At 36.9% G+C, this 21245-nt stretch carries 14 protein-coding genes; 8 read left to right on the forward strand and 6 right to left on the reverse strand.

The window, feature by feature from the left end; all coding sequences use genetic code 11:
* The first annotated feature begins 81 nt into the window (after nucleotides 1-81).
* The 8 genes from HGC4_RS15665 (at nucleotide 82) to HGC4_RS15700 (ending at nucleotide 10647) form a co-directional block, all read left to right on the forward strand.
* Nucleotides 82-1542: a glycosyltransferase family 2 protein gene (locus HGC4_RS15665; RefSeq protein ID WP_050711083.1), complete on the forward strand. Its 1461-nt coding sequence runs from the start codon at nucleotides 82-84 to the stop codon at nucleotides 1540-1542.
* Nucleotides 1543-1629: 87 nt separating this feature from the next.
* Nucleotides 1630-2580, forward strand: a complete 951-nt coding sequence (locus tag HGC4_RS15670; RefSeq protein ID WP_050711084.1) for a DUF4922 domain-containing protein — start codon at nucleotides 1630-1632, stop codon at nucleotides 2578-2580.
* A 26-nt stretch (nucleotides 2581-2606) separates the two neighbouring features.
* Nucleotides 2607-4481, forward strand: a complete 1875-nt coding sequence (locus HGC4_RS19295) for an MFS transporter (RefSeq protein ID WP_050711085.1) — start codon at nucleotides 2607-2609, stop codon at nucleotides 4479-4481.
* 17 nt (nucleotides 4482-4498) lie between these two features.
* Entirely contained in the window at nucleotides 4499-5734 is a 1236-nt protein-coding gene (locus tag HGC4_RS15680; protein WP_050711086.1) for an exo-beta-N-acetylmuramidase NamZ family protein, read from the forward strand.
* A gap of 63 nt (nucleotides 5735-5797) precedes the next feature.
* Nucleotides 5798-6967, forward strand: a complete 1170-nt coding sequence (locus HGC4_RS15685) for an acyltransferase family protein (RefSeq protein ID WP_050711087.1) — start codon at nucleotides 5798-5800, stop codon at nucleotides 6965-6967.
* On the forward strand, nucleotides 6964-7815 hold the full coding sequence (locus HGC4_RS15690) for an ATPase (protein ID WP_050711088.1): 852 nt from the start codon (nucleotides 6964-6966) through the stop codon (nucleotides 7813-7815). The genes HGC4_RS15685 and HGC4_RS15690 overlap by 4 nt, the downstream gene beginning before the upstream one ends.
* A gap of 105 nt (nucleotides 7816-7920) precedes the next feature.
* A complete protein-coding gene (murQ, locus tag HGC4_RS15695) occupies nucleotides 7921-8739 on the forward strand; it encodes an N-acetylmuramic acid 6-phosphate etherase (protein WP_050711089.1) in 819 nt (272 codons plus the stop codon).
* Between the two features lie 66 nt (nucleotides 8740-8805).
* The gene (locus HGC4_RS15700) at nucleotides 8806-10647 is read left to right on the forward strand and encodes an outer membrane protein assembly factor BamB family protein (protein ID WP_050711090.1); all 1842 of its coding nucleotides are present in this window, start codon (nucleotides 8806-8808) and stop codon (nucleotides 10645-10647) included.
* A gap of 165 nt (nucleotides 10648-10812) precedes the next feature.
* On the opposite strand, the gene HGC4_RS15705 is transcribed toward HGC4_RS15700, so the two are convergent.
* The 6 genes from HGC4_RS15705 to HGC4_RS15730 form a co-directional block, all read right to left on the reverse strand.
* Complete coding sequence (locus HGC4_RS15705) at nucleotides 10813-11796, reverse strand: family 43 glycosylhydrolase (protein WP_082204206.1); 984 nt, start codon at nucleotides 11794-11796, stop codon at nucleotides 10813-10815.
* A 230-nt stretch (nucleotides 11797-12026) separates the two neighbouring features.
* Nucleotides 12027-14393, reverse strand: a complete 2367-nt coding sequence (locus HGC4_RS15710; protein WP_050711091.1) for a glycoside hydrolase family 31 protein — start codon at nucleotides 14391-14393, stop codon at nucleotides 12027-12029.
* A gap of 40 nt (nucleotides 14394-14433) precedes the next feature.
* Nucleotides 14434-15735, reverse strand: a complete 1302-nt coding sequence (locus HGC4_RS15715) for a glycosyl hydrolase family 28-related protein (RefSeq protein ID WP_050711092.1) — start codon at nucleotides 15733-15735, stop codon at nucleotides 14434-14436.
* 21 nt (nucleotides 15736-15756) lie between these two features.
* Nucleotides 15757-18018, reverse strand: a complete 2262-nt coding sequence (locus tag HGC4_RS15720) for a DUF5703 domain-containing protein (RefSeq protein ID WP_050711093.1) — start codon at nucleotides 18016-18018, stop codon at nucleotides 15757-15759.
* 27 nt (nucleotides 18019-18045) lie between these two features.
* Nucleotides 18046-20304 (reverse strand): GH92 family glycosyl hydrolase, encoded by a 2259-nt coding sequence (locus HGC4_RS15725; RefSeq protein WP_082204207.1) that lies wholly within the window; start codon nucleotides 20302-20304, stop codon nucleotides 18046-18048.
* A gap of 197 nt (nucleotides 20305-20501) precedes the next feature.
* The gene (locus HGC4_RS15730) at nucleotides 20502-21239 is read right to left on the reverse strand and encodes a DUF3823 domain-containing protein (RefSeq protein WP_050711094.1); all 738 of its coding nucleotides are present in this window, start codon (nucleotides 21237-21239) and stop codon (nucleotides 20502-20504) included.
* Nucleotides 21240-21245 lie beyond the last annotated feature (6 nt).

Below are 21245 nucleotides of genomic sequence, written 5' to 3' on the forward strand. Positions count from 1 at the left end.
TATGATATAAGTAGAGGTGTATAATATATACTTCTACAACTAAGAAATAATAAATTTTGTATTACATAATTTCAAAAAAATATGAAAGTAAATATTAATTGCTTTATTCCATTTCAAAGTGCAAATCAAGTAAAAGAGACTGTTGAAACTTTGAAAGCATCACAGCTGGTAAATAAAATCTATTTACTGACCGATAACGATTGTAAAGATAAAGTAGAGGGTTGCGAGGTTATTTCGATCAACTCATTAAAATCGACAGATACAATCAAAAAAATAGCTGCAAAAGCAGATACAGCATATACATTGATCTATACTAAATCGGCAGATCTTAGATTAGGCTATTTTGCTTTGGATCGTATGATTCAATTGGCACAAGATTCTGATGCAGGACTTATTTATGCAGACCATTATCAAGTTGTAGGTGACGATAAAAAGAATTGTCCAGTGATAGCTTACCAAAAAGGAAGTTTAAGAGATGATTTTAACTTCGGGTCTGTTCTTATTTACAAGTCGGATGATTTAAAGAATGCTGTTTCTCAAATGGACACAGCTTATAAATTTGCAGGATTGTATGACCTAAGATTAAAGGTTTCGCAAATAGCAGAATTGGTACACATCAACGAATATCTATATACCGAAATAGAAAACGATACGCGTAAAAGTGGCGAAAAGATTTTCGATTATGTAGATCCTAAAAACAGGGAAGTACAGATAGAAATGGAGAAAGCTTGTACCGATCATCTAAAGAAAATAGGCGCTTACCTTAAACCTCAATTCAAGAAGATTGAGTTTAATAAAGCTGATTTTGAATTCGAAGCATCAGTTATAATTCCCGTTCGTAATCGTATTCGTACTATTACAGATGCAGTGAAATCGGTATTGAGTCAGAAAACTAACTTCAAGTTTAACCTTATCATTGTAGATAATTATTCTACAGATGGAACAAGCGAGGCTATTGAAAAATTTGCTTCTGATGAGCGTTTGATTCATGTTATCCCCGAAAACAAAGAATTGGGTATTGGTGGTTGCTGGAATGCAGGAGTACACCATCCGAAGTGTGGAAAGTTTGCCGTGCAATTGGATAGCGACGATGTATATTCGGATGAAAATACGTTACAAAAGATTGTAGATGCTTTCTATGAGCAAAACTGTGCTATGGTTGTTGGTACATATATGTTGACCGATTTCGAGATGAAGATGATTCCTCCTGGTATTATCGATCATAAAGAGTGGACTCCCGATAATGGTCGTAATAATGCACTTCGCATCAACGGGCTTGGTGCTCCGCGTGCTTTTTATACTCCTCTGTTGAGAGATATTAAAGTCCCTAATACAAGCTATGGCGAAGATTATGCACTTGGTTTATATTTCTCTCGCGAATATCAGATCGGACGTATATATGATGTCCTGTATTTGTGTCGCCGTTGGGATGATAACTCGGATGCTTCGTTGGATATTGTGAAAATGAATGCACACAATACTTATAAAGACAGAATACGTACATGGGAAGTAGAGGCACGTATCAGTTTCAATAAAAAATAATAAGGTTACCGTAGGGGCAGGCTTATGTGTCTGCCTTCTAAGGTGGTCGTATAAATAAGTTAGCCCATACAATAAAATAATAATTGAATGAAAACACATGTAACATCCGATGATGCTAAAAGTCTACTTTTGGAACAATTACAAGAGTGGGAGCAAGCCCGATTAAACTATGAGGCTTTAGCAAATGTCGAATCAAAAGAGAAATCTTTTGATGGGTTTGTAATTAAAGTGCAATTTAATCCGGGACGAATTCAATCGTCAGCAGCAAAGGTAGATACAAAATCCATTCAGGAGAGAAAATGTTTCTTGTGTCCGGCAAACTTGCCATTGGTACAGAAGGGTATACCGTTTGAGAATACTTATCAGATATTAGTCAATCCATTTCCAATATTTCCACAACATTTTACAATACCTACTTATGAGCATGTAGATCAATTAGTTTTAAACAGGTATAAAGAGATGCTGGCTCTGGCGAAGGACTTGAATGAGTATACCTTTTTTTATAATGGACCCAAATGTGGAGCTTCTGCACCCGACCATGCTCATTTTCAGGCAGGGAGCAAAGGATTTATGCCTATCGAAGAAGATGTTAAACAAATAGATAAAGAAATAGTATTAGAGACCGAAGGTTTAACTGTTTCTGCATTTAAAAAATATCTGAGAAATGGTTTCTTAATTGAAGCCGAAGATAAAGATAGAGCTGTTGACTTCTTCAAGGAACTATATTCTTTACAGGAGATAAAAGAAGGCGAAAAAGAGCCAATGATGAATATTATTTCCTGGTATGAAGATGGGAAATGGTTCAGTTGTATTTTTCCTCGTGCGAAACACCGTCCGGCTTGCTTCTTTGCTGAAGGTGACTATAATATCTTAATCAGCCCTGCATCAGTCGATTTGGGAGGTGTACTAATCACTCCACTCGAAAAAGATTTTAATAAGATTACTTCTAAAGATATAGAAACGATATTAAAAGAAGTATGCATAAGTGATGTCGATATGATGATCTTAATAAAAAAAATAAAGGACTTACCAAAGTAAGGTCTGAAACCTTAAGAGATAAAACTATGCAAGAAAAGAAACAAAAATCGCCTTGGGCGTGGATTCCTACTCTTTATTTCGCCGAAGGTCTTCCCTATGTTGCTGTAATGACTATTGCCGTCATTATGTACAAACGTATGGGAATATCTAATACCGATATTGCATTATATACCAGTTGGTTGTATTTGCCATGGGTTATCAAGCCTTTCTGGAGTCCTTTTGTTGATTTGCTGAAAACTAAACGTTGGTGGATTGTTATCATGCAGTTACTTATAGGAGCGGGCTTTGCGGGAATTGCTTTTACTATTCCTTTGCCATTCTTCTTTCAGGCTACATTAGCATTTTTCTGGCTCTTGGCATTCAGTTCGGCAACACACGATATTGCGGCAGATGGCTTTTATATGCTGGCACTAGATACCAATCAGCAGGCAATGTACGTGGGTATCAGAAGTACTTTTTACCGTGTGGCAACCATTATGGGCCAAGGTATTCTTATTATATTGGCTGGTTTTCTGGAAAGTACATCGGGTAGTGAACCTGTTAAAATAGATATTGATGTATCTCCACAATATACACAGTCAACAATGTATATTCCTCAGAATACCATTTCTCAGGAGCAAGAAGGTAAGATCACTTTTATTGTAGATAAAGAGACTGTGAAAATGGGTACGCAGGGTGTTGACAAAGATAGCCTTAGTGTATTTATGAAGTCAATTACAGTATCTAATGAAAACAATGGATTTGTAATTAAAGAAACAGAAGCACATAAAGCTGAGGTTGAAAAGAATAAAGCTAGTTGGTGGACATTATATGTATCTCAGCCGTTAGGTAATTGGATTCGAGATTCGTTTGGTGAAAAAAGAGAGGTTGATGAATCTACTTCTAATCTGGCAGGTAATGTGGCGGTGGTAGCAGTACGACTTTCGAAGCAACCCGAGTTGGGCAAAGAAATGGTACTGAATACAACAATGAATAAAGGGGATAGAAGTATTTCTCTTATATCGGGAGATAGACTTTCCTTTAACGAAAAAAACTGGAATAAACCGGCATACGTAGTTTTTCAGGTCGATCCAAAGCTTTCTGAAACCAGTAGAGCAGAGTATAAAGGTTTGTCAGGGAATATTCCATTTGCGTGGTCTATCACATTCTTCGTATTAGCAGGCTTATTTGTATTTTTCAGCTTTTATCATCGGGTATTTTTACCCCGACCAGCTTCCGATGTAGCACATACACATGTTACGGCAAGTTCCATATTCAAGGAGTTCTCTAAAACTTTCGTGTCTTTCTTTAAGAAACCACAAGCATTGGCTGCAATTTTCTTTATGTTGACCTATCGTTTTTCAGAAGCTCAATTGCTAAAATTGATAAATCCGTTTTTGCTCGATTCCCGAGAAATTGGAGGTTTAGGGCTTACTACGGGCGAAGTTGGCTTGGTATATGGTACTGTTGGTATTATCGGGCTTACAATTGGTGGTATTATCGGAGGTTTTGCTGCGGCACGTGGTGGACTAAAAAGATGGCTTTGGCCTATGACCTTAAGCATGCTGCTTACAATACTTACATTTGTTTACTTAAGTTTTGCACAAACTGAAAGTTTAATACTAATTAATATCTGTGTATTTATTGAACAGTTTGGCTATGGTTTTGGTTTCACTGCTTATATGCTATATCTGATGTACTATGCTGATGGAGAGCAAAAAACTGCTCACTACGCAATCTGTACAGGATTTATGGCATTGGGTATGATGATTCCGGGAATGTTTGCTGGTTGGTTACAAGAATTACTAGGGTATAACCATTTCTTTGTATGGGTTATGATTTGTAGTATCATCCCGATCATAGCAGTATCATTGTTGAAAATAGATCCTAACTACGGTAAAGCAAAAGAAGAAAAAAAATAACAATCATAATATAGAATATGAAAAGAGGATTAGCGATATTACTTGTTCTCTGGGCTGTGATTGCAAATACTTATGCTCAGAAAATAACGATAAAAACAGGAATAGAGGTTCTGAAAGAACAAAAATTCAAAGTGTTAGAAGGAAAACGTGTCGGCTTAATTACTAATCCGACGGGTGTTGACAATCATATGAAATCGACCATCGATATTTTGCACGAAGCACCTAATGTAAAGTTAGTAGCCTTGTTTGCACCCGAACATGGTGTACGTGGCGATGCTCATGCAGGAGATCATGTGGATAATGCAACTGACCCAAAGACCGGTTTACCCGTTTATTCTTTGCATGGAAAAACAAGAGTACCTACACCCGAAATGCTTGAAGGTATTGACGTTTTAGTGTACGATATTCAAGATATAGGATGCCGTTCGTTTACTTATATCAGTACAATGGGGCTGGCTATGCAGGGCGCTGCGGAGAAAGGGATAGAATTTGTTGTTTTGGATAGACCTAACCCTTTGGGGGGATTAAAAGTTGAAGGTGGGTTGGTAGACGATGAGTTCATTTCATTTGTCAGTCAGTTTAAGATACCGTATGTCTATGGACTTACTTGTGGCGAATTGGCTTTGTTACTGAATGGAGAGAATATGTTGAAAAAACAATGCAAGCTACAAGTGGTAAAGATGAAATCGTGGAAAAGAAAAATGAGATATGAAGAAACCGGCTTACAGTGGATTCCTTCTTCACCTCATATTCCACAACCTATTTCTGCTATTTTTTATCCCGTATCGGGTATCTTGGGCGAATTGGGTTATATGTCTATCGGCGTTGGATATACTATTCCGTTTCAGATGTTTGCTGCTGAGTGGATTAAAGCTGAAGATTTGGCTGCCAATCTTAATAATCTGTACCTACCCGGTCTTTATTTCAGACCTATGTACTTGAAACCGTTTTATTCGTTTGGACAAGGTAAGCAACTAGAAGGTGTACAGGTTCATATAATGAATTATGAAAAAGCTCGGTTATCGGAAATACAATTTTATGTGATGCAGGAAATTGCAAATCTCTATCCCGATAAGGCTGTATTTGACAATGCTAATGATAAGCGTTTCAGAATGTTCGATCAGGTATCAGGTAGTGATTATGTCCGATTAAATTTTGCTAAGAATAACAAGTTTGCAGATATTTCTGATTTCTGGTATAAAGAAGTAGCTCCTTTTAAGCAATTATCGAAAAAGTACTATCTATATAAGTAAGAGGTTACAGACCTGTTGTGTTAATCTTTAAATGAATACTAATGTGCAGAAATAGAGTGAAGTATGACTGATCAATCTAGCCATAGACTTTTAGCATTGGATGTGATGAGGGGGATTACGATTGCCGGAATGATAATGGTAAATAATCCAGGCTCGTGGGGAAGTATTTATGCTCCTCTGGGACATGCCTCATGGAATGGACTTACACCTACCGATCTGGTTTTCCCGTTCTTTATGTTTATTATGGGAATATCAACCTATATATCGCTTCGCAAATTCAATTTTGAATTTAGCATGCCTACTTTATTCAAAATATTGAAAAGAACAGCAGTTATATTCCTTATTGGGTTAGGGCTTGGTTGGTTTTCTCTTTCGTTGAGGACATTTAATAAACTATCGGTTGAGGAATTAAGTTTTATAGATAGACTCATACAATCGGTAACTAATTTTGAGCATCTCCGTATCTTGGGTGTGATGCAACGTTTGGCACTCACTTATGGTATAACATCATTGATCGCTATTTTCGTAAAACATAAATATATCCCTCACATTATTGTGATTACATTGATTGGATATTTCTTGATTCTATTATTTGGCAATGGATTTGAGTTTAGCGAGAATAATATAGTATCGGTGGTCGATAGAGCTATTCTAGGAGTAAATCATATGTATGTAGACAGTGGGGTAGTGCTCGATCCAGAAGGATTATTGAGTACCATACCTTCAGTGGCTCATGTATTGATTGGTTTTTATTGCGGTAAAATACTCTTAAATAAGAAAGACAATAATGAAAAGATACAACAGCTTTTTATTATTGGTACTATACTAATGTTTGCAGGTTTTCTATTAAGCTACGGTTGTCCCATAAATAAAAAAATATGGTCTCCAACATATGTTATAACTACCTGTGGACTGGCTTCTTTATTATTAGCTCTTCTTATCTGGATTATTGATATTAAAGGATATAAGAAGTGGAGTGTCTTTTTTCAGACATTTGGTGTTAATCCACTTTTTATTTTTGTAGCAGCAGGTGTGTTTGCTATTTTAATGGGCAATATTTCATTTGTATATGATGGAGCAGACATAACTATAAAAACGTTTATATATAAGATTTTCCTACAACCTTACTTAGGTGATTATTTAGGTTCATTAATTTTTGCATTACTCTTCCTTGTATTTAATTGGATGATAGGTAATGTGTTGTATAAAAAACAAATTTATATAAAGATATGATATTATTGGCAGATGGAGGGTCAACTAAAGTTGATTGGTGTTTAGTTGATAAGGGACAGCTGGTAAAACAGGTTTTTACTAAAGGCATAAATCCGTTCTTCAGATCGCGTGAAGATATCAGTGATGAGATAAGAACGGCATTATTACCCCAGCTTACTGGCTATACTATTGATAAGGTCTATTTCTATGGAGCAGGATGTGCATTTCCCGATAAAAATGAAATAGTGAGAGCCGCAATAGCTGATCATATCAAGGCTTCGAATATAGAAGTTGGTAGCGATCTATTAGCAGCAGCTAAAGGTTTATGTGGTAAAAATAAGGGTATCGCCTGTATTATTGGCACAGGGTCGAATTCGTGTTTCTATGATGGTCAAAAGATAGTCGAAAATGTATCTCCCTTAGGATATATACTTGGAGACGAGGGTAGTGGTGCTGTTTTAGGACGGTTATTTTTGGGAGCATGCCTGAAAAACCAATTAACTCCCGGATTGAAGGAAAAGTTTCTGGAACAGTTTAAACTTACTCCGGCTCTCATCTTAGAAAAGGTGTATAAAGAGCCTATGCCCAATCGTTTCTTAGCAAGCTTGTCACCTTTCTTGAAAGAGAATATCAATGACGAGACGGTATATGCACTGGTATATAATGCCTTCAAAGATTTTTTTGTGAAGAATGTGATGCAGTATGATTATAAGAATAATGTAGTACATCTTACAGGTTCGTTATCTTATTACTATCAAGATGTGATAAATAGAGTAGGGGCTGACCTAGGTCTAAAAATTGGAACTATTGTTCAGTTGCCCATGGAAGGGCTTATCAAATATCATTCTGAATATTATGTTAGAGTATAATACGCACAGGCATATCATTGGTATAACAGATTATGTGGGTGTATAGAAAGGAAAGAATATTAAAGGGAAACAAGTGTCGCTTTATTGATACAAAATAAAATAGCTATGACTTTTATAAAAATAACAGAACAACCGTCTTTATATGACGATTTAGAAAAGAAATCGGTGCATGAACTTTTGGTTGATATAAATAAAGAAGACCAGAAAGTTGCATTGGCAGTAGAGAAAGCTATTCCTGCCATTGAAAAATTAGTATCACAGATTGTTCCAAGGATGGAACAAGGAGGTCGAATTTTTTATATGGGAGCAGGTACAAGCGGACGTTTGGGGGTATTGGATGCCTCGGAAATCCCTCCGACTTTTGGAATGCCTAATACACTTGTAATAGGGCTTATTGCTGGAGGTGATACTGCGCTTCGCAATCCTGTAGAGAAAGCCGAAGACAATATGGAGCGAGGATGGGAAGAACTAAAAGCATATAATATCAACGAAAAAGATACGGTTATAGGTATTGCTGCATCAGGTACAACACCTTATGTAGTAGGTGCTTTACGTGAGTCCCGTAAACATGGAATATTAACAGCGTCAATCTCTAGTAATCCCGATTCGCCTATTGCTCAGGAAGCCGAAATAGCTATTGAAATGATTGTTGGTCCTGAGTTTGTAACAGGTAGCTCTCGTATGAAATCGGGAACAGGGCAAAAGATGATTCTTAATATGATTACAACTGCCACTATGATTCAATTAGGAAGAGTAAAAGGTAATCGCATGGTAAATATGCAATTGTCTAATGAAAAGTTAGTTGATAGAGGGACACGTATGCTTATAGACGAGTTGGGCTTAGATTATGAAGAAGCTAATCGTCTTCTGTTATTACATGGTTCTGTAAAGAAAGCTACTGATGCTTATCGGGCAGAAGATTGAGGTTTCAGACCTTTTATTGAATTCTTTTACAATTTTATTATAGCCAATTTTAAATAGCCTAATACTATGAAAAAGCAATGTTTACTATTAATCTTGTTATTGCTTTCTGTTGTTGTTTCAGCTCAAGATTTTCGTTTTGCTCTGATAACAGATTTACATGTGAGAAGCAACGATTCGTTGGCATATAATGATTTGAGACGTACTGTCAATCAATTGAATAAAACGCCAGATATCAGTTTTATATTAGTGACAGGAGATATAACAGAAGAAGGAGACAGAGCTTCGTTACTGAAAGCAAAAGGATTGTTGGATCAGTTGAATGTAAAGTATTATATAATATCGGGAAACCACGAAACGAAATGGAGCGAATCGGGTTCTACTGATTTTGCCCATGTGTTTGGTTCGGAACGTTTTCAATTCGAATACAATGGGTTTAAATTCTTAGGATTTGCTACAGGACCTATTATTCGTATGATGGACGGGCATGTGGCTCCACAAGATATCGTTTGGCTAGAAGAAGAACTAAGTCTAAACCCTAAGCAGCCAACAATTTTAGTAACACATTATCCTCTGTTACCTACTGATGTTGATAATTGGTATGAAGTAACAGATGCTGTTCGGAAATATAATGTAAAAGCATTTTTGGGAGGGCATTATCATAGCAACCGATTGTTTTTTTATGATGGAATACCCGCATTTATAAATCGTTCCAATCTGCGTGATAAAATGGATGGTTTAGGTGGATATTCTATCTATGATGTTACAAAAGATTCTATTATAGTTTCAGAACAAAAAATAGGCCAGGATCTTCATCAATGGGGAGGATATTCTCTTACTGAGACATATTATACTGAAGATAATTCGATTTATGAGCGTCCTGACTTTTCTATAAATAAAGAGTATAGTAAGATAAAGGAAGTCTGGGTAACAAATATTGGTAAAACTATCTACGCATCACCCGTAGTATCGGATAACAATGTGTTTATTGGTGACGATACGGGAGCTTTCTATTCTATATCAGCCAAAAGTGGAAATGTAAACTGGACTTTTCAGTCAGGTAATCGCATCGTAGGAACTGCCGCTGTCTCCAATGATATTGTGGTTTTTGGTTCAGCAGATGCAACTATTTATGCTTTAAATACTACGAATGGTAAGCTCATTTGGAAATATTCGGCAAAAGAACCTGTTCTGGGAAGTGCAATTATTGATAATGGTACTGTTTATATTGGAGCGAGTGATCATACTTTTCGAGCTCTAAATCTTAAAACTGGAAAGTTGATTTGGGAATACACTGAAGTAAAAGGCTATATAGAAACTCGTCCGCTTATATATCAGGGTAAAGTTATTTTCGGTGCATGGGACAATACTATGTATGCGTTGGATAAAGTAACAGGTAGACTAATCTGGACTTGGGATGGAGGACTTAGTCGTATGCATTTTTCACCCGCAGCAGTATGGCCGGTGGCAGCACATGGGAAAATATTCTTTACTGCTCCTGATAGGGTGATGACAGCTATAGATGCAGAAACAGGTAATACTGTCTGGCGTACAAAAGAGCCAATGGTAAGAGAAACGATAGGTCTATCGGAAGATGCGACCAGAGTATATAGCAAGACCATGCAAGACAGTGTAGTCTGCTATTCGACGTTAGAAAGTGAGCCGAAGAGACTTTGGATTACAAATATTGGTTATGGCTATGACCATGCTGCTTCAATGCCCGTCGAAAAAGATGGCATTGTTTTTGGCAGTACCAAAAATGGAGTAATCTTTGCCTTAGATGGTCTTACTGGTAAGCTTTTGTGGAAGCATAAAGTTGGTAATTCGTTGATTGGTACGATATACCCTTTAAGTGCATCAGAATGTATATTTGTAAGTGGTCATGGATTAGTTGGGTTGTTGAAAAATTAGTGAAATAAAAAAGAAATAGGCTCAATCTAGCTGATTACAAAACAATTTAGAATTAGGTTCTTTACTCAAAAGAACGAATAATCACCATTATTTATTAAGATTATTAATAGAACTAAAAAAAACTCTCTGATTTTTTCAGAGAGTTTTTTTAGAAGAATGGTCTAGCTATTCTAAATTAGTAGTTTGCTTTACCATCCTGATAGTACCATCTTCGTTATAATATAACTTATCTACACAAATAGAACGTAGCCAATCATTAAACACTCCATTTTTAGCAGATAGTTCACTATTGTGATAAAATGCATACCACTGACCTTTGTATTCTACTATCGAGCCATGATTTGTATAACTATTTGTTGGATTCATATAAATACCTTCATATTTCCAAGGACCTAAAGGGCTATTACTTGTTGCATAGCGCATTCTATTATCACCTTCTACTCCATCATTCAGATTATCATCGTGATTATCTGAGTATGAAAGGTAGTAAATTCCATTACGCTTGTGCACCCATGCTGCTTCATGAAAATCAGTAAGACCTTCCATGGTTAACAACGCACCATCAACTTCCATCATGTTATCCTTTAACTTGCCTGCTTTGCAGACTCCTCCACCTCCTTGATAAATATAGGTTTGTCCATCATCATCAATAAATACATGAGGATCAATATGCGATTCTAAACCTTGCACATAACCTTGCACAACAAAATCCTTGGCTGGATATTTACTGGTAGCTACTCCTATTTTCCAGCTATTATTCCAATTAGACTCGCTGGGATGAGGAAAATAGAAATAATATATTCCATCTTTATAGACACAATCGGGAGCCCACATAAATCCGCCTTCGGGTCTGCCCCAAGGTACTTGACTCGAACGAAGTATTTCGCCATGATCGACCCAAGTCACCATATCATCTGTAGAAAAGACATGATATTGGTCCATCAAATCACACCCTTTAGGCGGTGCAATATCATGTGAAGCATATACATACAATCGTCCATCATTCCATACCCGAGCTGATGGGTCAGCAGTATACATATGCTGAATGAATGGATTTTGTTGACTGCATACATTTACTGAAAATAAAGTGAATAGGGAAAGACATGTAGTTAGAATTACAGACTTTTTGTTCTTGCGTTTTTTTGTCATTTTATTATTTATATTAATAATTATATATCGAATTAAGAATGAAATAGACAATTAAAGTAGGGTTAGGTAAACTATGAGGATGACGCTTTAAACCACGTTTGGTAATAACTGTAATATCTCCTCCTTGTTATTTGATTTTATGTTCAAAACATATAAGTGTGTATTAGTATCAATAATAGTAATATTGTGTACCTATAACCTACCTTTTTCATGCTTTAAATTTGAATCAGTTAAAATTTAACAGCGACTTGTTTTCCTTGATAAACAATGCTTTTATCTATTTTACCTGACAGCTTATCAATACTATATCCTTCATGGATGATAGTTATATTGAAGTTTCGTTTTTTCAACATACCCGGAAATTCACCTTGACGTGCTTCGATTACCAATGTTTGAGATTTGTCGTTCCACTTCATTTTCACTGTAGAGAAAACTCCCTTTTCGTAGTTGTAATTATCGTTTTCATCTTCATACAACAGGAATTCTGCATCAGCTCCCGGATAAATGAACACCTCTAAATTATCCCATTTCTTCTCGGTAGCATATTCTACCTTTGGTCCCCAAGGAAGGATGCTACCTGCTTTTATATACAGAGGAATAATGTCTATTGGCGTAGCTTTGTCTATCTCTTGTCCACCTTTAAACTTCTCACCTGTCCAGAAGTCATACCAATCTGCTCCTTTCGGAAGATAAACTTTCTGCGGTTTTACTGTATTGAAATTCTCTATTGCTTTTCCATCAATACGATCTACATACATAGAATCGGTAACGGGTACAACAAGGATAGATTTTCCAAACATAAACTGATTATCTATATTATGAACTTTGATATCTTCTGCGAAATCCATACTTAATGCGCGCATCATTGTACCCGAGTTGACTGTAATTTCGTGACCGATTGAATACATATAAGGAAGAAGGCTATAACGTAGATTAATAAATTTCTCTTGTACATCAAATGCCCAATCACCTTTTTCTCCAAATTGATATATTTCGCGAGGTGTATTAGTTCCGTGCGAACGCATCATTGGGGTAAATGTTGCAAACTGCATCCATCGTACATACAATTCATGAAAAGCCTTGTCTTTTATACCTTCCGGATATACACGTCCAGCCCAAAAACCACCTATATCGGTATTCCAAAAAGGAATTCCTGTTAAAGAGAAATTTAATCCTGCTGAAATCTGTTTATGGAGTGTGCTCCAACGAGAATCAATATCGCCCGACCACGAATTAGCTCCGTAGCGTTGTTGTCCTGCAAAAGCCGAACGAGTAAAAATATACACACGTTTATCGGATGTTGTCTCACGTTGATGTTCATAAACTCCCTTTACTGATACAAGCGGAAAAGCATTACGTACATCTCTAAATGTTCCCATGTTTGTAGGCTCACTCAAACCCTCTTCATTAATATTATCCTCCGGTTCAGTAGAATCGAGCCACCATCCGTCTATACCTATTGACAGAAGATTGTCATTCATATATTTCCAATATATTTGGCGAGCCTCGGGATTGAAAGCATCATACGCTCTTACCCCGATGTTATGTGGATATACATCGAAATTAAATAGTAAGTTTTTACTTTTTAGCTCCTTATGTATATTGGTATTTGGGCCGAAAGACGGCCATACTGATATTGCAATATGAGCATTTAATTTGTGTACATCATCAACCATTTTTCGTGGATTTGGAAATTCAGGATTACCAAATTCAACAGAGTTCCAAAGTTTATTATCAGTGCTCCAATATTGCCAATCTTGTATAATTCCATCAAGAGGAATAGATAAGCTTCGGTATTTCTTCACCGTACCCACAAGCTCGTCTTGTGAAACATAACGTTCGCGACTTTGCCAAAAACCGTATGTCCATAAAGGAAACATAGGAGCTTGTCCTGTAAGATCACGTATTTGAGCAATTGTACCATCTGCATTTTTACCATACATAAAATAGTAATCAACACACTTTCCTGAGACGGAAGTAAACGACAGACCCTCATACGAATCTTTGTAGGTAGTAGAAGAGTTATTGTCCCAAAGTACAGCATATCCTTTTACTGAATGAATAATAGGAATAGCTATCTCTGTATTTGCTTGTTGAAGAAGAACTTCTTGCCCTCGCTGGTTCAGATGCCCTTGCTGATGCTGACCAAGCCCATATATAGCCTCTTGCTTATCTAACAAGAAAGTTTGACGTATTTCGTAAGTCCTCTCTTTACCGTATTTCTGTGGAGTGAATATAGTTGTTGCACTCTTCTCCGAAATTAATGGACTTGCATCAATGTTACTGAACGAGACATCGCCTGTTGTTAGATTTAGAGAAACAACTACATCTGAGGATGAAAGATTTACGACATTGTTATATTGCTTAATTTGAAAGGGTGTATTTCCCTCTTTTTTTATCACCGAAAAGCTATTCGCTTCAGGAACCTCATTTCTAGGATATTTCAGAATACGAACTATCGTAGGACTGTAGAAGTGTACTTCAATGCCTACTGACTCTACTTCTGCCTTTATACCATTAGTTATTCGTTGATAATTTTGGGCATTCAACATTCCTGCAAAAATCGTAACAAGAAATACTATGCTTATTTTTTTCATGTCTTATTTCTGAGTTAATTATCGTAAATAGGAAAATCGATTATTCGGTTCCTAAATTTCCATTTACATAACTATTTGTAGATTTATTGTTGATACGTACTTTTCCTTTCATCGTATTTTCGGATATAATGGCACGTGTAACACCTTTGTCAATTGATATTTGAGGACTATCATGCCTAAAGTCGCAGCCTCTTACTAAAACCGATCCGCTATGTACTTGGATGGCACTACGTCCTTCGCCCTTTCGATCCCACTCTACAAAAATACAATCCGAAAAACCAATAGTTCCTTGCCCGTCAATCTTAGCTATTTGATTACAAGGTCCCCAGAAAGCACTATTAACAAAGCGTACATTTCCTTTATTAGCAGATGTTATTTCAACCATTGTAGGATCATTTCCTTGCATAGCTACAAATTCGCCATTGGTAATAAGTATTCCGTAAGCTGCACTTTGATCTACTTTTACAGAAGTATGACAAGCATCGGCTCCTATTCCCAAAAAGTTTCCATTACAAGCACCTTCGCTGCCCGAACTCGCACCAAACTTATATCCCACATTGTATCCGAAACAAAATGTATTGATAACATAATGCCAATCGGTACGTTCGAATATAAATGCTTCCCCATGTTCTCTTTGCCAGTTATAGAGTGCAGGTTTCATACTCCACCAAGGATTGAAATGTACATTCTCAATTCGTCCTATATCATAGATTGCATCTACATAAATACCTCTACGTAAGGGTTGTCCACTAATGTTACGAATCAAAGCCCGTTCGTTATGAGAAGCATCAATTCCATTGTAAGGATTGAGCATTTCTACATCTAACACAGCCGGATTTTTGCCTCGCATGGCAATTCCCCATGGATAAGCATCCGGCACCTTATCGGGCTCTTGTGCAGGCCAGAACATTACTACACCTCTCAGTGTACTGTTGGTATTGAGAGTTATAGCAGGACTAGCTTTTTCGTTACCCTTATTTCCGGTAATGAGAAATGTAGTTCCATCATCACCCGGTTTAGGTAACTCAGGTTGTCTTATTCCATTATGAGAGGTTACCGATTCGATTGAACCTTTTAAGGTTACGGCTTGAGGAACATTTAGTGATCCTGCCAACAGATAGGTTCCATTAGGTGCATACACCGTTCCCCCTCTGCTACCGAAAGAGTCCATTGCTTTTTGAAAGGCTTGGCTATCATCTGTTTTTCCATCGCCTTTTGCGCCAAAACTGTAAACAGATACCACATCCACCGACTCGGGGCAGGGTTCTATATCTGTATTCTTTTGTTGAGCAGACAAACTTATTGCTGCTAGTAGAAGAGATACTAAGAATGTTTTTTTCATGATGTAATTAGTTTATAATTATTATTTCTTATATATAATATCTTGCTTACGCTTCGAAGGAAAAACTTCCATCGTTGAAATATCAGTTCCTTTGCTTATCACTCGTACAGTTGTGTTTCCAAAAGCATGTAGCTTAAAATCAACACTCCATGATGCGGGTAATGCAGGTAATACCAATATTTTATTATCTACATTTTGTAGCATCATATTTTGTAATCCCATAGCCATAGCTCCTCCATTATCTAAATCGGGAACATAATCGCTTCCCGGTTTCCAAAAAGCAGGAAACGCGATATCCGGATCAAGTGCATTTACATTTTTCATCAAGTACTCTTTTGTCTGATCGGCTAAACCCAATAAAGGTGCTTGTATCACATCTTGCGACCAACATGTAGTCTGTTTGAAAATCCGATCGTTAAAAGTATTCAGTGCAATATTCAGATCCGGACGCTCCAATCCATAAAGTTTAAATGGAAATATTGGATAACATTCAGGGTTTTCGAAATTACGACCTACACCATATTCTTCTGCCGGTAATATCTTTTGTTTATCTGCTGTCATTGGAAGAGGCGTCAAAGAATTAGCACAATTATTCCATTCATCAAGCAAAAGTTTATCTACAATGCTTGGAGGCAAAGTATTTAATTTACCAATTGTATATCTTAAACCCGAAATATAATCTACCGGATTAAGACAATCCCAGAATTGCTCCAATGCTCCTGCGGGAATAAATCGAATTTCCTGATTAACACGTGACCAATGCTGATCGAAGAATCGAATAATTTGTGTAGCAAATGGAACAATATAGTTTCGGGCAAATACTTCGTCTTTCGTATAATCATAATAGTCCAGCATTTCGGATAACATTTCGAGTGTACCCGAGTAGTGATGACGTATCCATCTGGTTTGAGCTGCTTTACCTTGATTGTTCCAACCCCAGTCATCTTGAATATACATTCCAAAAAAATTGAGCGTTTCGGGATAAAAAGCACCTCCATGCCCATAATATATACGAGTGATATCGGTTTGGAGATTAAGCATATTCATATACATATCGAACCATGGTTTCTTCAAATCAAAATCACCCGAAGCGGTTAATGGCCAATAGTATAATCGACAGTTTTGATACCAATAACCAGATCCCCAATTACGATAGTCTCCATTATTTCCTTTATAATCGAAAGTAAAATTCCCCCCATTAAACTTAGCAGGATATGCTCCACGACTTTGGCAAGCCATCATAAAGCGTTGTAAGAGATAAGCTCTTGTAACTTTCTCAGCATCCTCATCTCCTGACAAAAATATCCAGCTCCGATTCCAAAACTGATCCCACCATGCGTAATGCTTGTTATGGCTTACATTTAAGGGTTCTTTATTGGCTTCGATAATTAGTTGCCCTAATTGCTGATCCCACTGCTCTACTGTGGAGGTTTGTGCTGTATAAGGATAGATCGAAATATCGAACTTTCTTCCTTCTTTAATAGAAGCCAAAGTACTATCATTCATTGCAGTCATATCAGTCCCCATAATTGTAGCCCCAAAGGTTCTATGCAGATATGGGTCGGGATATTTACCTATAAGTTCGGCTACATTTTGTTTTGTCAAGATTGTTTCAAAAAAAGAACTCTCATTACGATGATACCATTGTATCCTATCTGATTTTTTGACTAATACATCAGCCGATTCAGATGGTCTTATATCTCCATCTATAACACCTCTGAAACTGGATGCTAAAGGATGATCTCCCGAAGTGAGGGTAAAAGGTTGAGGACGCATCAATTCGGTAGTGCAGTTAATCAAGATATTTTTATCCGATTTTGTCTCAATTCGTACTACAGATTGATTGGCATCTATCCAGAGCTTAATATCTGTAGTATTTCCTTTTTCTCCAACTTTAATATTAATCTCACCTTTATGTAAATTAAGAGTTTGCTGAAAACTGGTATTGCCGATAAATGGATTAGGAGAAAAATTTATTCTGACTCTACCTACTTTCAATAGACGAGTTGCCTCACTCCATGTATCAGATTTCCCAATATATAGCATTAAATCTCCATCTTTTTCGACCCATACATTAGCTGTTATATCTCCATTACCTAATGGCATAGATTTCATAGAACCATTAATACTTGTTGTATTCCATATCAGATTGTATTTATTCAACTGGCTGAGAACATCTTTCGGCAGCTCATTATTCAATATCTTGTCTGTCTTGCCAGCAGGAAAGGCAGCTATTGCTACTATATTTAGAGCACAAAGCAAAAATGCAATTATCTTCTTCATTATTAATAAATTATTCAATCCATACTATTACTTTGCCGATGGTGGAACATCGTTTGCTCCCCATGCTCTATTTGCAGTATTGCCCATTACCAGAACTAGTTTAGCTCCATTTTCTATATCCGAATGGCTAAACCAAGGTTTGTTCCACTCTTTACCATTTAATGTTGCCGACTGAATATATTTATTGTCGTCAGAACAGTTTATAGCTTCGACTTCGAATACCTTTCCATTACTCATGGTCATTTTAGCCGATTTAAATAGTGGACTACCAATGTTATACACAGGTATACCGGGTGTAACCGGATAGAAGCCCAACATCGAAAAACATACAAATGCCGACATACCGCCGCCATCCTCATCTCCGGGAACTCCCATCAAATCGCTACGAAACCATTGTTTAAGTAAAGTACGGATACGTTTTTGAGTTTTCCATGGTTGTCCTGCATAGTTGTATAGGTATGGTATATGAAGACTGGGCTCATTTGCCATCGAAAATTGTCCAACATTACCTGTATGATCTGGCAATTGAGCATAAAATTCAAATTTGCTTTTGCCAAGTGGCTCTACAAATGTTTGATTCAAATTATTTATAAATTGCTCGTTACCTCCCATCAAACTTATTAAATCTGCTATGTTGTGAGGTACATCCCAACGATATACCCAACCATTATTTTCACCATAATATTCGCGTGCTCCCATTCCTCCCGAATAACGATAATCGAACGGTTCTATAAATTTTCCGTTTTTGTCTTTCGGGTGAAAGAAACCCGTTTCGGCATTGTATACGTTTCGATAGTTATACGAACATTTTAAATAATAATCAGCCTCCTCTGTTTTACCCAGTTCCCTCGTTATTTGCGACAGACACCACTGATCATAAGATGTGCCTAAGGTTACGGCTATTGGTTGTCGTTTTTCGAATGGGTTTACATTGGCAACGGTTTCCTTTTCGCCTACTGCTAAAGCAGGTATGTAGCCGTTCTTTTTGTAGAAATCGTCAATCCATCCAGAGGGTGCTCCCGACCAGGGAATCAGTGTTTTTTCTTCTATTCCTTTTTTGCATGCTTCGTATGCTTGTTCCAGATCGAAACCTCGGAGTCCTTTTGCATATGCGTCAATAACGGTAGCTACAGCATGGTTTGAATTCATTCGTCTTGAGTCTCCTGTTATTTCAGGGAAAGTAGGCATCCAGTTAGTACCCATTTGTTTGGCCATAGCTAGATATGAGTTGATAATGTCTACTTCTTCTTTTGCATTGATTAGTACACGCAAGGGGTGTGTTGCACGGTAAGTATCCCATATCCAATCATCTGTATAAAAGGGATTACCTCCATCTTCATGCACACTATTATCAAATGCACTATAATACCTGCCATCTTCGCTAATGCAAACGGGACGTTCGTAACACCGATAGAGCGAAGTATAGAATACTTCCTTATCTGTTTTCTTATCTCCTTCAACCTCAATCTTGCCTAACATGTCATTCCAAATAGCACGACCTTTGTCTGCCAATTGTTTTACATCATAGTCCTTTTGTTCTCTCTCCAGATTCTTTCTAGCTTGCTCTTCGCTAATAAAAGAGATTCCATAACGCAGGTTTAACGTTTGAGCCTTGTCTCCAAAATAGAGTATAACATTGGCATTGTTACCTTTTGCTTGCTTCTGACTTTCATTAATAGCATTATTTACCCATAATCCGGATTGAAGCGGAGTTTGCTCTATTTCAAGATATAGATATACTTTTGTATTATTTTCTAGATTCTGATATCCTTGTACAATATTTCCTTCTGCTTTTATAGCTCCATTTTTTGAGTTCAAGATCAGATAAACAGGAGAATTATCTTGCTTATAATCAATTTTATATATTGCCGATTGATGTGAGGGTGCATATTGGATATGCGTTTGTTGATCGTCTAAATCTACTTCATAAAAATAGGGAGTCAACTTCTCGTTATCGTAACTGTACGAGATAACTGGTGATATGTTTTTCTTATCGCCTTGATAAGGACTCAGATTAAAAGCTGAACTACCTCTGTGACTGGTTATAATAAGGGGTAGCCCATTAAGAACATCTCCTGTATAGTCGGCACGCTCAGGATAAACTCTGAGCATACTGTTAGGCAGATGTATTGTTGGATAAGTAGGTACTAACAAATGACTAATGTTGCCTATATAGGGGTTAACATAATCAACAGGTTGTAATTGTCCTACGATTCCTTTATTATTAGCTGAACAAGCTGAAAAAATCAAAATAAGTAATAGAAAATAGACTCTATTAATTTTCATACTGATTGGTTTAGATAGATTAAAAATTACGTAGAGAGTTCTGTGATGCTCAAATTAAGCATCATTAGAAATAAATCATTATGGGTGTAAAATCATCATCCTGAATAACAAACAAAATGTTGTTTGAATAAAATATCCTTTGGTTGTATTCAGGATGATAATTATCTCTATTTTTTGAACATCCGTATCTGAACTGGTTAAGGCACTTCTACCTTAATTACTTCAGAATAATTAAACTGTTCGAAGTTGTCTTTTACTTTAGCACCCATTCTAACATAATATGTTCTACCTGGTTTTAGTTGTAGTCGCGATACTGTATAGGTCTCGTTACTGATTCCGGTTTTCATATCCCCAACACCGTCCCACCAATTCTTATTAATATTTACGCGGTACTCGTCTTTAAAATATTCTTGAATCCGGTTGCCTGCTCCACAGTATTGTGTTAAGCTAAGAAAAGGTCTCACTTCCAGAACGGTTGGTAAGCTCTCTGTTATAGGAGCTTGTAATTTACAAGACATTTGCAACTTGTTATCCTTATCCAGATTCCATTTCACATCAATAATCTTAAGGTAAGGAGTAAGTTCAAAGTCTAAAGTATTAGATCCATTCAATTTGAAACTCTTAATGGTATCAGCTACCGGCCAAAAGGGTCCGCTGTAGGGCAGAACACTATATGTTGCCTTAAACAGTTTTGTGTTTACATATGTGCCATCTTGCTTAACAACGAGATCCTGAGGTGATGGCTTCTCACCCCAACTTGTTTCCCAAAGTCTTATAGACATTTCTCCCTGACCCGTAATAAAAGGTTCGCCTGTAGTTGAGTCTATAATTTTGCCACTTAAGCTAGCATTAGGCCCGTCGTAATTATCAATATCGGTACATGCAGCACCAAATAATAATAGACATCCGGTTAATCCATATAATATCTTTTTCATTGTGAA

This window comes from Dysgonomonas sp. HGC4 (assembly GCF_001261715.1).
In the GTDB taxonomy this organism is placed as follows: Bacteria; Bacteroidota; Bacteroidia; order Bacteroidales; family Dysgonomonadaceae; genus Dysgonomonas_A.

Coding starts and splice junctions, on each gene's coding strand:
- HGC4_RS15700 (WP_050711090.1), top strand. CDS start 8,806: ATGAAAAAGCAATGTTTACTATTAATCTTGTTATTGCTTTCTGTTGTT.
- HGC4_RS15720 (WP_050711093.1), bottom strand. CDS start 18,018: ATGAAGAAGATAATTGCATTTTTGCTTTGTGCTCTAAATATAGTAGCA.
- HGC4_RS15690 (WP_050711088.1), top strand. CDS start 6,964: ATGATATTATTGGCAGATGGAGGGTCAACTAAAGTTGATTGGTGTTTA.
- HGC4_RS15685 (WP_050711087.1), top strand. CDS start 5,798: ATGACTGATCAATCTAGCCATAGACTTTTAGCATTGGATGTGATGAGG.
- HGC4_RS15710 (WP_050711091.1), bottom strand. CDS start 14,393: ATGAAAAAAATAAGCATAGTATTTCTTGTTACGATTTTTGCAGGAATG.
- HGC4_RS15705 (WP_082204206.1), bottom strand. CDS start 11,796: ATGACAAAAAAACGCAAGAACAAAAAGTCTGTAATTCTAACTACATGT.
- HGC4_RS15665 (WP_050711083.1), top strand. CDS start 82: ATGAAAGTAAATATTAATTGCTTTATTCCATTTCAAAGTGCAAATCAA.
- HGC4_RS15730 (WP_050711094.1), bottom strand. CDS start 21,239: ATGAAAAAGATATTATATGGATTAACCGGATGTCTATTATTATTTGGT.
- murQ (WP_050711089.1), top strand. CDS start 7,921: ATGACTTTTATAAAAATAACAGAACAACCGTCTTTATATGACGATTTA.
- HGC4_RS19295 (WP_050711085.1), top strand. CDS start 2,607: ATGCAAGAAAAGAAACAAAAATCGCCTTGGGCGTGGATTCCTACTCTT.
- HGC4_RS15680 (WP_050711086.1), top strand. CDS start 4,499: ATGAAAAGAGGATTAGCGATATTACTTGTTCTCTGGGCTGTGATTGCA.
- HGC4_RS15670 (WP_050711084.1), top strand. CDS start 1,630: ATGAAAACACATGTAACATCCGATGATGCTAAAAGTCTACTTTTGGAA.
- HGC4_RS15725 (WP_082204207.1), bottom strand. CDS start 20,304: ATGAAAATTAATAGAGTCTATTTTCTATTACTTATTTTGATTTTTTCA.
- HGC4_RS15715 (WP_050711092.1), bottom strand. CDS start 15,735: ATGAAAAAAACATTCTTAGTATCTCTTCTACTAGCAGCAATAAGTTTG.